This window comes from Ralstonia sp. AU12-08, assembly GCF_000442475.1.
In the GTDB taxonomy this organism is placed as follows: Bacteria; Pseudomonadota; Gammaproteobacteria; order Burkholderiales; family Burkholderiaceae; genus Ralstonia; species Ralstonia insidiosa.
Genome location: NZ_ASZV01000034.1, coordinates 82685 through 95565 on the forward strand (window position 1 = coordinate 82685; position 12881 = coordinate 95565).

Sequence of the window (12881 nt, forward strand, 5' to 3'; positions counted from 1 at the left end):
TAGTTCTTTTTTCAGTGCCGCATCATCACTATTGAGATAATTCCGCCTCTTTTTGTTACAACAATAGGACTTCTCAAATGAAGGCGATTGTCTCCGGGGGGATGGTCCGTGCGCTGATCGCGCTCGGACTGGTTTCGTATCACGCTGTTCCGGCGCTTGCCGTCGGTCAGACAGCAAACGTTGGCGCCCAAACGCAATGGGTGTCGCAGCTGATCGTCAAGGAAAAGAGCGGCTCGAGCGGCACGTACCAGTTGCAATCGGCAGCTACGCGCGTGGATGTCGCGACAGTGCAACGCTGGTCGGCCGCCGCGCAATTGCCGATGACGTACAAGCGCGCCATGTCGGGCGGTGCCCATGTGGTCACGCTGCCGCAAACCATGTCGGCGGCGGACGCTCAAGCCGTGGCACAACGCATGGAAGCCAGCGGCCAATTTGAATATGTGGCGCCTGATCGGATCTTGCACGCCGCTTCCACGCCGTCCGATCCGTTGTTCCAATACCAATGGAACCTGTTGTCCAAGACCGGCACGGTCAACAACGTCGTCACCGTCAGCAGCATGGCGCCCGCCAATGGCGCGACAACGGTGGGTGGTGCCAACGTGACCACCGCCTGGGACACGACCAAAGGGGCGAGCAGCGTCAACGTTGCCGTGCTCGATACCGGTATTCTTCCGGGCCACCCCGACCTGTCTGGGGCGCAGATCAAGCAGGGTTACGACTTCGTCACGGACCCATTTATGAATAACAAGGGCGGCACCGGGCGTAGCAGCGACCCGACCGACCCGGGCGACTGGGTCACCAGCGCAGATATCACCAACAACTCGACGATATGTGGCGGCCGGTCGCCTTCTGACAGCTCCTGGCATGGCACGTTTGTCACCGGCCAGCTCATCGCACAACACAACAGCAAAGGCGTCGCCGGTATTGCCCCGGGCGTCAGCCTGTTGATGGCACGCGTGCTGGGCAAATGCGGCGGCGCCACCTCCGACGTGGTCGATGCGCTGACATGGGCCACGGGTGGCACCGTCTCTGGCGTCACCACGGTCAATACGTCGCCCGCCAAGGTCGTCAACATGAGCCTGGGCGGCGTCGGCAGTTGCGACACCCCCACGCAAAACGCTATCTCGGCAGCGCGTGCTCGCGGTGCTGCCATCGTGGTGGCTACCGGCAATGATGGCAACACGACCATTGGCACACCCGCCAACTGCGCAGGCACCATCGCCGTCACCGCACATACCTTCGAAGGCGACAGGGCCAGCTACGCCAACGTCGGCACCGGCACGACACTGAGTGCGCCTGGCGGTGGCAACGGTTCGGTGGTCAGCGGTCTGGGGGCACTGGTACCGTCGCTGACGAACGACGGCACAACCACGGCCACCACCTACAATTACACCGCGGAAGGCGGCACCTCGATGGCCACGCCGCACGTGGCAGGCGTCGCGGCGCTGCTGCTGTCGATCAACAATGCCCTGACACCGGCACAGATCACGACCATCCTTCAACAGTCGGCACGTCCGTTCCCGGCCGGCACCTACTGCGCCACGCACGCGGGCGTGTGCGGGGCCGGCATGCTCGACGCCGGCGACGCTGTATCCGTGGCATCAGGTAAGCCGCTGGTGCATGCCGCGACCTCGGCAAGCTCGATCACCGCAAACAATGCCGTTACGCTGACCGCCTCCGGCACCCCCGGCTTCGGCAGCACCACGGCGAGCGTGCAGTGGACGCAAACGTCTGGCCCGACGGCCTCTCTGACGACTGCCGGGCCGGACACCAACGGCAATTACACGGCAACGTTCACGCCGACTGCGGCGGGCACCTACGCCTTTAACGTCACATGGACGAACGGCACGGGCGGCACCGCCACCGATTCAACGCAAGTGAGCGTGGCGGCGGCTCCGGCCTCCGGCGGCGGCACGGGCGGCGGTAGCACTGGTGGCAGCACTGGCGGCGGCAGCACCGGCACCACCACGCCCGCAACCACCTCCAGCAGCGGCGGTGGCGGTGGCGGCGCGATCGGCCTGGGCGGCGCAGCACTGCTGCTGGCTGCAGGCTTGGCTGGCCGTCGGCGTCGTGTGAAATAAGCCTGTTGTTTCTCTCCGCCCGCGCCTTTTTCTGGCGCGGGCGGGCATTCTCCCCTCCCCCGCCCCACCCCTTCCGGCGCCCTGCTGCTCACATACGCAGCCGCTTGCCGCGAGCGCGCCACTCCCCCAATACCCAGATCAGTAGCCCGCTCGCCGCGCCAAAGGCATGTGCGATACGCACCACGCCAAAGCCCCAGTGCGGGTCATAGGCAATGGGCGACAGCCACGATTGCTCGAACCACACCTTCACCAGCACGCCCGCACACAGCAGCAAGCCGATCCAGCGTGAGAAGCGGTCGCCGGTGTCTTCCGCCGATTCTGTAAGCGGCCGCAGCAGGCGCAGCCCACCCCAGGCAGCAAGACCATGCAACGCGCCCGAGAGCCCGCCGTACCACTGCACCCCCGGCTGACTGAGCAACGCAATCTGTACCAGCACACCGCACACCACAAGCACGCCAACGATGGCCTGTGGCAGCAGCACGCGCGCCAGCAGCAAGATCAGCCCCGCTGCCGCCATCCCGTCGCCCAGCCAGTGCCACATATCGAGGTGGACCCACATGGCCGTGACGATGCGCCACCACTGGCCCGCGCACACGGCATCGCGCTGATACAGCCCGATGGCATGCAACCACGGTACGAACGAGAACGCGGCCGACAACGCAGCCACACCCAGGCACGCAGCCCAGGTATGCACCGCGTGCAGACGCCCGCTCATCCTGCGTGTGAGCTGGACGACGCGGGCGCGGTGCCGAACACCTGCTCCCACAACGCCCGCACGTGGGCGGCCTCGTGTGCACAGGTACCCGCAGGGACACGTGCAGCAGGTTGCCCATCCAGCCGCAACTTGTGCTGGCGTGCGCGGAAATCGCGGTAGGCATCGGCCACCTGCGCTGCCCGCGTGGCATCGATCAACCCTAGCTCGCCCGCCATGTGCAACAGCGCGATGTTGCCTTTGTTACGGGTGAGTTCAGCATGCGCAGCGCTATGCAGCAGCACCAAAAACTGCACGGTGAACTCGATATCGACCATGCCGCCGCGGTCGTGCTTGAGGTCGAACAATTCCGTGGGGTTGGCGTGGCCTTCCAGCACGCGCTCACGCATCGCCACGATCTCGTCGCGCAGCGGACCAGCCTCGCGCGCCTGCCGCAGCACAGCGGTGCGCAGCGCTTCAAAGCGCGCGCCGATCTCCGCGTCGCCCGCGCAGAAGCGCGCGCGCGTCAGCGCCTGGTGTTCCCACACCCACGCAGCGTTGTCCCCCTCACGCATCTGGTAACGGCGGAAGGCTTCGAAGTGCGTCACCATCAGGCCGGCCGCGCCGTTCGGACGCAGGCGCGTGTCCACATCAAACAGCGTGCCGGCGGCGGTATGGCTGGTCAGCCAGGTGATGAGCTTGCGCGCGAACGACGCATACACCTCGGGCGCACGTTCGTGGTCGTCGTCGTAAAGGAAGATGATGTCGAGGTCCGACGCATAACCAAGCTCCTTGCCGCCCAGGCGCCCATAGGCCACCACGGCAAAGCGCGGCACCTCGCAGTGGCGCGTGGACACCTGCTTCCACACGGTCTCCAGCGTCAGGTCCAGCATCGCATCGGCCAGGTCAGAGAGCCGGTCGCTGATGTGCTCCACGCTGAGCATGCCCTGCAAGTCCTGCAGCAGGATGCGGAAAGTCTCCGCATGGTGCTCCTGGCGCAGGATGTCCATCTGCATCTCGACGTGGTCTTCGGCAGCGCGCAGCCGGTCGCGCACGCGCTCGCGGAAAGCGGGCCAGTCCGGGTCAGCCGACAGCGCCTCAACGTCGAGCAACTCGTCAAGCAGTTGCGGATGGCGCGTCAGATAGTCCGACGCCCAACGCGACGCGTGCAGCGTGTGGGCCACGCGCTCCAGCGCCTGTGGGTACTCGCACAGCAGCGAGAGATACGACGAACGCCGGCTGATCGCATCAAAAAAGTTCAGGAAGCGCGCGATGGTGACGTCCGAATCCGTCTGCCGCGCAGCGTGGTCGAGCGCGCGGTTGATCAGCAGGTCGAAACGCTGGCGGCTCACCTCGGTCAGCGCACGGTAGCGCGGCGAGTTGCGCGTCGCGCGCAGGCGTTCGAGCACGCCATCGGCGTCGGCATAGCCCAGGTCGGCAAGCTGCGCGCGGGCGGACTCGGTACGCTCGTCGTCAAGCAGATCGGCCTGCCAGATCGAGGCACACGGCGGTTGGCTGTCTTGTTTGTCAGAGAAGGTCTGCTCGAATTGCTGCGCCACTTCGTCCTGATAGGCCTCCAGCTTGGCAACCAGTGCGGCGTAATCGTCAAAGCCCATCATGCGGGCCACACGCAGTTGGTCTTCCGGCGCGCCCGGCAGGTTGTGCGTCTGCGCGTCTTCCACGTATTGCAGGCGGTGTTCAAGCTGGCGCAGGAAGCGATAGGCCTCGGTCAGGCGCGCAACCACGTCGTCGTCGATCAGGCCACGCTCGGCGGCGGCGCGCAGCACCTCTAGCGTGGGCCGCACACGCAGCCCGAAATCCTGCCCGCCGCGAATCAGCTGGAACACCTGCGCAACAAACTCGATCTCGCGGATACCGCCGCGCCCCAGCTTGATGTTCGGCGAGCGCGCATGCACCAGAGCGTCGCCTTCGCCCGGCTGTCGGTTGGCACCATTGCCGCGCTTGGCCGCCTCCGCGCGAATCTGCGCGTGCAGCGCGCGGATGGCGGCGATCACGCCGTAGTCCAGATAGCGCCGGAACACGAACGGCCCGGTCACGCGATCAAGCTGCTGGATCATGCGCGCTGCGTGCGGACTGGTCGGGTCGGTAATGACGCGGCCCTTGATCCAGGCGTAGCGCTCCCACTCGCGGCCCTGCACGACAAAGTATTCCTCCAGCATGCCCAGGCTGCAGGCCAGCGGCCCGGCATCGCCGTTCGGGCGCAGGCGCATGTCGACACGGAAGACGTAGCCGTCTTCGGTCACGTCGGCCAGCGCATTGATCAGGCGCCGGCCCAGCTTCGTGAAGTACTCGTGGTTGGACAGCGGACGCCGGCCGCCTTGCGTATCGCCGTCGTCGTCGTACAGAAAGATCAGGTCGATGTCGGACGAGACGTTCAGCTCGCGCCCGCCAAGCTTGCCCATGCCGACCACCACCAGCTCCTGCACCTCGCCCGAGGATTGCCCGATCGGCTGGCCGTGCAGCGCCTGCAGCTCCTGGCCGATCACGGAGATGGACGCACGCACGGCAAACTCGGCCAGATCCGTCATGCTGCCGGTCACTTCATCGAGCGTGGCCGTGCCGGACAGATCGCGCTCGATGAGCGTGGCGAAGACCTCGTTGCGCAGCAGGCGCAGTGCGCGCTTGAGCGCGGGCTCGATCTCCACGGCCGTGGCATCGAACAGTTCGGTAAAGCGCGCTGACAGCCAAGCTGCGTCAACCGGGCGCGCGGCGGCACTCTGCACACGCTCAGCCCAGCCCTCACGCGCCTGCGCCAAGCGCTGGACGTAACGGGAATAGGCCTGCGCATACGGCAACGCAGCAGAGGGGGCTTCCGGCGCACGGGCCGGGGCTTGCAGGTACGGCTGGGCAGACAAGGTGGAATCGGTCATGCGGGTCATGCGAACCATCAAGGGAGCTGCGAGGAAACGTCCATTCTCGCTGAAATGCGCGCGGGTCGGTCGGTGGTCACGCACTTTCACGGGCATCGGGCTGGCCTGCCACCCGGCGAGGGCTGCATCCGGGCTTCTCCAGGCTCCAAATGTGGCACTGCGCCACGAATATCGGATAATCCCGGTCATGCCCCGCCTGCCACAGCCCCCAGAATCGCCGAAGTCCGATGGCGGACACGCCAGCACCCTGTCCACCCGCCGGACAGGCCTGCGCGCCGTCAGCGCCACCTGGGCATGGATCGCGCGGCTGGCCGGCAAGATCGTCGGCGGCGTTCTTGCCTGCATCCGCGCGCCGATCTGGCGCAGGCTGTGGCGCACCCTGTGGAAAACGGTGGTCGCACTGGTTGTCCTGGCCATGGTCGGCATGGTGCTGGTGCGCTTTGTCTTGTGGCCGCGCGTGAGCGTGGCACGCGAATGGATGGAGCGCGAGGCGTCGAGCGCACTGCACGCCAACGTCGGCATCGGCTCGCTGGAAACTTACTGGGAAGGCTGGCACCCCGCCTTCCGCGCGCAGCGCATCGAAGCGCTTGACACCGCCGGCCGCCAGACCTTTGCCGTGCAGGACGTGCAGGCGCGGCTCTCGTGGCGCTCACTGCTGCGCATGCAGATCACGTTTGCCGCGCTGCACGCCAGCCGCGCCGACGTGCTGGTCCGCCGCACGCCCGAGGGTGCCCTGCTCGTAGCCGGCATGCCGCTTGGCCCCGACACCGGTGGTGACAGCAACTTCTTCGACCAACTGCTCTCCCAGGGCGACATCGACTTCCGCGAGGGCGCCGTGCGCTGGCTCGACGAGCAGCAGAAGCTGCCCGAAGTGGCACTGGGCAATGTGCACGTTCAATTGCGCAGCGGCCCGACCCGCCACCGGCTGGACGCCAGCGGCACGTCGCCCAGCCTCTTCAACGGCGCGATCAAGCTGCACGCCGATTTCCGCCATGAACTGCTGGCCCGCCCCGGCGATTGGCGGCACTGGCATGGCCAGGCCAACTGGCAGGTCGACACGCTGCAGCTGGCCGCGGTGCAGCGCTATGTGCCGGTGATGGCGGCCGCCAAGAGCGGCACCATCAGTTCAGACGGCTCGGTGGAGTTTGCCCACGGCGTCTTCACGCGCAGCCAGGCGCGGCTGACCGGCCAGCAGCTCGACCTGCAGATCCGGAAAGATCTCGACCCGCTCCAGCTGCGCAGCCTGCAGGCGCTCGCCACGCAGCAGCGCACCGCAAACGGCGAACACACACTGCGCATCGACACGCTGCTCTGGCAGCCGCTGAACCTGCCCGCCCAACCGGCGCCCGCGCCCGAACTGGCCGGCCCCGGCATCGAAGCCCCAGCCAACCCGGCCGGCACGCCACGCGGGCTGCGCAACGCAAGCGTCGGCTGGGCCCTGGATACACGCAACGAGCTGCGCAGTTTGCAGGTGAAGGCCACAACGCTGGATCTGACCGATCTGCGCAGCATTGCCACCGCCATGCCGCTGCCCGCCGGTGTGCTGGAGCCGCTGCGCGCCAAGCAGCCCGCCGGCCGCATCGACGATCTCGACATCAACTGGCAGCGCGATGTCTCCCGCTGGCGGCCAAATACGCCGGCGCCGGTGCACTTCACAGGGCGCGCCACGCTGCGGCAGGTGTCCTTTGGGCCCGGCGCACTGCCCGCCGTGCCGGCCGGTCACCACCCCGAGCCAGCCGTGCCCGGCGTTGAGAACCTCTCCGGCAACGCCGTCTTCTCTGACCAGGATGGGACACAGCGGGGCACGCTGCGCATCGATTCCTCCGATACCGCCCTGCTCCTGCCCGGCCTCTTCGATGAAGCACGGGTGCCGCTGGACCGCCTGCAAGGCACCTTCAACTGGACGTATCGCAAGCAGGAACTGATCGTCAGCAGCGACAACCTGACGCTCTCCAATGGCGATCTGTCGGCCCGGTTTGCGGGCAGCTACCGCCATGCGCCGGACACCAGCCATGTCGGCACCATCGACCTGAAGGGCACGCTGGAGCGCGCCACCGTCACACGTGTGCCGCGCTATCTGCCGCTGTCCGTCGGGCCGCATACGCGCGAGTACCTGGCGGGCGCCCTGCAGGGCGGCACCGCCAGCGACGTCACCCTTGTCCTGACCGGCGACCTGTACGACTTCCCGTACCGCCCGCCGCACAAGGGCGTGTTCCGCGTCGAGGTGCCCGTCAAGGACGTGACCTACCAGCCGGCCCCCGCGGATGCCTCGCACCCGACCGGCTGGCCCGCATTCACCGATACCGAAGGCACGGTTGTGTTCGACGGGCCATCGATGTCGTTCAAGGTGGCGCGCGCCAAAGTTGCCGACGTGACCTTGACCGACGTGAGCGGCACCCTGCCCGACATGGGCGACCACCATCCGCTGCTCACCATCGACGGCCATGCCGATGGCGCCACGCAAAGCTTCCTGCAGTACATCGAGGCCAGCCCGGTTAGTGGCTGGATCGGCCACTTCACCAAAGATGCGCGCGCGCAAGGAAACGCCGCGCTCGCGCTCAAGCTCGACCTGCCGCTCAACGAAATGCACACGGCCCGTGCCCAGGGCAGCGTGACCTTCCTGCGCAACGACATCACGCTGATCCCGCAGGCGCCACCACTGACCGACGTGACCGGGGCGCTCACCTTCACGCACAAGGGCATCGGCTTTGATAACCTGCGCGCCCGCTTTGCCGGCGGCGAGATTCGCCCAACCGGCGGCACCGCGCCTGACGGCACGATCCGCATCCAGGTCGCTGGCACCGCCTCGGCCCAGGGCTTGCGTGAAACCACGCCGCAAGGCAGCCCCATCGCCGCCATTGCCCGCACGCTGGACGGCAGTGCACCGTACAGCGCCACCATCAGCGTCAAGCAGCATCGGCCCGTCATCCAGGTGCAGTCCGACCTGACGCCAATGACGGTGCGCCTGCCCGCACCGCTGAACAAGGCCGCCGGCCAGCCGCTGCCGGTGCGCTTCGACATGCAGCCGCTGGCGGCCAACAACGCACTCGACGAAGTCACGCTGCAGATCGGCAACATTGCCTCCGCACGCTACGAGCTGCGCAGCAACGGCAACGGCACCGAAGTGCTGCGCGGCGGCATCGGCGTGCGTCAGCCCGTACCGCAACCCACCGAGGGCGTGCAGGCCAACCTGACGCTGGACCGGCTCGACGTCGATGCCTGGCGCCAGGTCTTCGCCACGCCGGCGGGTGAGAAAAGCGCCGCGCAATCGGCTTCCGATCATGCTGCCGCCAGCGCCGCCGGTAGCCACAACGCCTACCTGCCCACCCGCCTGAGTGGGCGCGCGCAGACGCTGCGCATCCTCGGCCGTGATTTCAGCAGCGTCAGCGTCGATGCCACGCGCGATGGCGCCAACTGGCAATCGACCATTGATTCGCGCGAGATCGCCGGCACCACGCGCTGGCACGCAGAGAGCGCCGCCGTGCCCTTCGGTGAGCTGACGATGCGCCTGTCGCGCATGAACATTCCCGATGCGCAGGAAGAGACCGCGCTGACCGAGTCCCTGGCCAGCAGCTCGCAGGAAATTCCGTCGCTCGACCTCGTGGCCGACAAGTTCGACCTGCGCGGCAAGGCGCTCGGCAAGCTGGAGATCAAGGCACGCAGCCAGATCACCGACGGCGCGCCGGTGTGGACGCTGGAGACACTCAAGATTGAGCAGCCGGCCGCCACGCTCACTGCGCACGGCACGTGGCGCATTCCGCGCCGTCTGCGCGGCGGTGGCGATGATCCGGAGCGCCGCACCCTGCTCGACTTCAACCTCGACCTGCGCGACACCGGCGACCTGCTGCAGAAGATGGGCTTGGCCAAGGTGATCGACGGCGCCAAGGGCAAGTTTGAAGGCCGCGTGGTGTGGCGCGGCTCGCCCATGTCGATCGACTACCCGACGCTCAACGGCCGCATGGCGCTGAACCTGGAGCGCGGGCAGTTCCTGCCGGTCGACCCGGGCCTGGCCAAGCTGGCCGGTGTGCTGAGCCTGCAGGGCCTGCTGCACTTCGCCACCGACCTGCGCAGCGCCACCGGCCGCGGTACGCCGTTCGAGAGTGTGGCTGCCACCGGCAGCATCGCCGGCGGCGTCGCCCGCACGGAAGATTTCACGGTCAAGGGCCCGCAGTTCCAGGTGGCGATGCAGGGCTCGGCCAACATCCTCGATGAAACACAGGATCTGCACGTGAAGGTCACGCCCAAGGTGGACGCCACATCGGCGTCGCTGGCCGCGGCGTTCATCAACCCGGCCATCGGGCTGGGCACGCTGGCCGCACAGCTGGTCCTGGGCGACCAACTGTCGAAGGCATTCGCTACGCAGTACCACGTCACAGGAAGCTGGGCCAATCCGAAGATCGACAAGGTCGCGTCCAGTTCAGGCACAGGCAGCCATTCCGAAACCTCGGCAAAATAGGCACCATGACTTCCACGACCGTTGCTCCCGCCCACGCCGCATCCGGCTCCGGTATGCCCTTTGAGGCACCTTTCCGTGTCGCCGCCATCCAGACGGTGACGAGTGTCGAGGTGGACGCCAACCTGGCGCGCGCCGATGCGCTGCTCGCCGAGGCCGCCGCCCAAGGCGCGCAACTGGCGCTGCTGCCCGAATACTTCTGCAAGATGGGCCGCAAGGACAGCGACAAGGTCGCCATCCGCGAGAACGACGAGGATGGCCCGATCCAGACCTTTCTGGCCGATGCCGCGCGCCGCCACAAGCTGTGGCTCGTCGGCGGCACCTTGCCGATGTGGTGCGAAGACGAACAGCGCGTGCGCAATACGTCGCTCGCCTACAACCCAGCCGGCGTGCGCGTAGCGCGCTACGACAAGATCCACCTGTTCAACTTCGTGCGCGGCGAAGAGCGCTACGACGAGGCCCGCACCATCGAACCCGGCGCCACGCCAGTCGCCTTTGATGCACCATGTGGGCGCGTAGGCATGTCGGTGTGCTACGACCTGCGCTTTCCGGAGCTGTACCGCGCGCTGTCAGCGCAGGGCAACCTGAACTTGATTCTGATGCCGGCGGCCTTCACCTACGTGACGGGCGCCGCGCACTGGGAAATCCTGCTGCGCGCCCGCGCGGTGGAAAACCAGTGCTACGTGCTCGCCGCCGCACAGGGCGGGCGCCATGAAAACGGCCGCCGCACATGGGGCCACTCCATGCTGGTCGACCCGTGGGGCGAAGTCATCGCCGCATTGCCTGAAGGCGAAGGCGTGGTCGTCGGCGACATGGACCCGGCCCGCCTGGCGCAAGTGCGCCAGGACTTGCCGGCGTTGAAACACCGTGTGATGTAGTCGAAGAACCGGTTTACGATCCGTAGCGAGCGGCCCGAGGTTGGCCCGAGAAGCGCGGCCGTACACGGGTACGGCGAGCATCGCAGGGCCAAGATCGGGCAGCGCAGTAGGATCGAGAACCGGTTCCAACCGAATTTCTTTGCGAGAACCCACCATGAACGCAGGCGACATCGCCATCCAGAATCTGTCCATCGCGCGCCGTGTGCTGCTCGATCCGTACGGCCTTGATGAGGCGCACCTGCAGCGCGCGCTGGCCGACATCTTCACGCACCGTGTGGACTACGCCGACCTCTACTTCCAGTACACGCGCAACGAGGCGTGGAGCCTGGAAGAAGGCATCGTCAAGTCCGGCAGCTTCAGCATCGACCAGGGCGTGGGCGTGCGTGCCGTCTCGGGCGACCGCACCGCGTTTGCCTACTCCGACGACATCAGCCTGCCCGCGCTGATGCAGGCCGCAGGTGCAACGCGCACCATCGGCAAGGCCGGCTCTGGCCGCGTGAAGGTGGCGAACAGCCTGGCCACCGGCCCGAGCGGCCATTCGCTGTATGCACCGAAAGACCCGCTCGATTCGATGACGGCCTCCGAAAAGGTCGCCCTGCTCGAGCGCATCGAAAAGCTCGCCCGCGCCAAAGACCCACGCGTGGTGCAGGTCATGGCCGGCCTGGCCGGTGAATACGACGTGATGCTGGTCGCACGCAGCGACGGCGTGATCGCCGCTGACGTACGCCCGCTGGTACGCATCTCCGTCACCGTCATCGCCGAGCAGAACGGGCGCCGCGAAATGGGCAGTTCCGGCGGCGGCGGCCGCTATGCCTACGGCTACTTCACCGACGACCTGCTGCGCGAATACGTGGACGAAGCGGTCTCGTCCGCACTCGTCAACCTGGAAGCCAAGCCGGCACCGGCCGGCACCATGACCGTCGTGCTCGGCCCGGGCTGGCCCGGCGTGCTGTTGCACGAAGCCATCGGCCACGGGCTGGAAGGCGACTTCAACCGCAAGGGCTCGTCGGCGTTCTCCGGCCGCATGGGCGAACGCGTGGCGGCCAAAGGCGTCACCGTGGTGGATGACGGGACGCTGGCCAACCGCCGCGGCTCGCTCAATCTCGACGACGAGGGCAACCCCACGCAGTGCAACACGCTCATCGAAGACGGCATCCTCACCGGCTACATGCAGGACACGCTCAACGCGCGCCTGATGAAGATGCCCGTGACCGGCAACGCCCGCCGCGAAAGCTACGCTGCCCTGCCCATGCCGCGCATGACCAACACCTACATGCTCGGCGGCGACAAAGACCCGCAGGAGATCATCGCCAGCGTCAAGAAGGGGCTGTATGCGGTCAACTTCGGCGGTGGCCAGGTCGACATCACCAACGGCAAGTTCGTGTTCTCCGCCAGCGAGGCCTACATGATCGAGGACGGCAAGATCACCTACCCCGTCAAGGGCGCCACGCTGGTCGGCAGCGGCCCGGAATCGCTCAAGCACGTGACCATGATCGGCAACGACATGCGCCTCGATTCGGGTATCGGCGTGTGCGGCAAGGAAGGCCAGAGCGTACCGGTGGGCGTGGGCCAACCGACCCTGCGCATGGAGAACATGACGGTGGGCGGGACGGCTTAATCGCCACAAAGCCGTCGTTTTGATGCCGCAGGCCCGGAAAACCCGCGCTTGCGGCGCTCAGAAAAAGCAGCTATAAAGACGGCTCGATTGGTGCGGCGCGGTAGTTGCAGTCACCCGCGCTTCCCTGATTTTTGTTGCAGCACTTAGCATTCTCTCCATGTCCTTCGCCAAGTTTTTTTACTTTTACTTTTGGCATCTCGCACCGCTGGCGGAAGGAGAGGGGCGCTTGCAGCAAAAATAAAAGCACCCAGCAGATACCGAAAACCGCC

The 12881-nt window shown here is 66.7% G+C and carries 6 protein-coding genes; 4 read left to right on the top strand and 2 right to left on the bottom strand.

Annotation, left to right across the window (positions count from 1 at the left end):
• Positions 1–77 precede the first annotated feature (77 nt).
• A complete protein-coding gene (locus tag C404_RS47850; protein WP_031329678.1) occupies positions 78–2081 on the top strand; it encodes a S8 family serine peptidase in 2004 nt (667 codons plus the stop codon).
• Between the two features lie 88 nt (positions 2082–2169).
• Here the strand turns inward: C404_RS47850 and rrtA are convergent, their stop codons facing one another.
• Complete coding sequence (rrtA, locus tag C404_RS47855; RefSeq protein ID WP_021195911.1) at positions 2170–2796, bottom strand: rhombosortase; 627 nt, start codon at positions 2794–2796, stop codon at positions 2170–2172.
• Positions 2793–5663: a bifunctional [glutamate--ammonia ligase]-adenylyl-L-tyrosine phosphorylase/[glutamate--ammonia-ligase] adenylyltransferase gene (gene glnE / locus C404_RS47860; protein WP_031329679.1), complete on the bottom strand. Its 2871-nt coding sequence runs from the start codon at positions 5661–5663 to the stop codon at positions 2793–2795. The genes rrtA and glnE overlap by 4 nt, the downstream gene beginning before the upstream one ends.
• A gap of 187 nt (positions 5664–5850) precedes the next feature.
• On the opposite strand from glnE, the gene C404_RS47865 reads away from it, so the two are divergent.
• The 3 genes from C404_RS47865 to tldD all read left to right on the top strand — a co-directional run bounded on the left by C404_RS47865 (position 5851) and on the right by tldD (position 12612).
• A complete protein-coding gene (locus tag C404_RS47865; RefSeq protein WP_021195913.1) occupies positions 5851–10119 on the top strand; it encodes a YhdP family protein in 4269 nt (1422 codons plus the stop codon).
• 5 nt (positions 10120–10124) lie between these two features.
• Complete coding sequence (locus tag C404_RS47870; RefSeq protein ID WP_031329680.1) at positions 10125–10994, top strand: carbon-nitrogen hydrolase family protein; 870 nt, start codon at positions 10125–10127, stop codon at positions 10992–10994.
• Positions 10995–11148: 154 nt separating this feature from the next.
• Positions 11149–12612 (top strand): metalloprotease TldD, encoded by a 1464-nt coding sequence (tldD, locus tag C404_RS47875; protein WP_021195915.1) that lies wholly within the window; start codon positions 11149–11151, stop codon positions 12610–12612.
• The last annotated feature ends 269 nt before the right edge of the window (positions 12613–12881 follow it).

Excerpts from the sequence above, each read along its gene's own strand:
- tldD (WP_021195915.1), top strand. The coding sequence starts at position 11,149 with ATGAACGCAGGCGACATCGCCATCCAGAATCTGTCCATCGCGCGCCGT.
- C404_RS47870 (WP_031329680.1), top strand. The coding sequence starts at position 10,125 with ATGACTTCCACGACCGTTGCTCCCGCCCACGCCGCATCCGGCTCCGGT.
- glnE (WP_031329679.1), bottom strand. The coding sequence starts at position 5,663 with ATGACCGATTCCACCTTGTCTGCCCAGCCGTACCTGCAAGCCCCGGCC.
- C404_RS47850 (WP_031329678.1), top strand. The coding sequence starts at position 78 with ATGAAGGCGATTGTCTCCGGGGGGATGGTCCGTGCGCTGATCGCGCTC.
- rrtA (WP_021195911.1), bottom strand. The coding sequence starts at position 2,796 with ATGAGCGGGCGTCTGCACGCGGTGCATACCTGGGCTGCGTGCCTGGGT.
- C404_RS47865 (WP_021195913.1), top strand. The coding sequence starts at position 5,851 with ATGCCCCGCCTGCCACAGCCCCCAGAATCGCCGAAGTCCGATGGCGGA.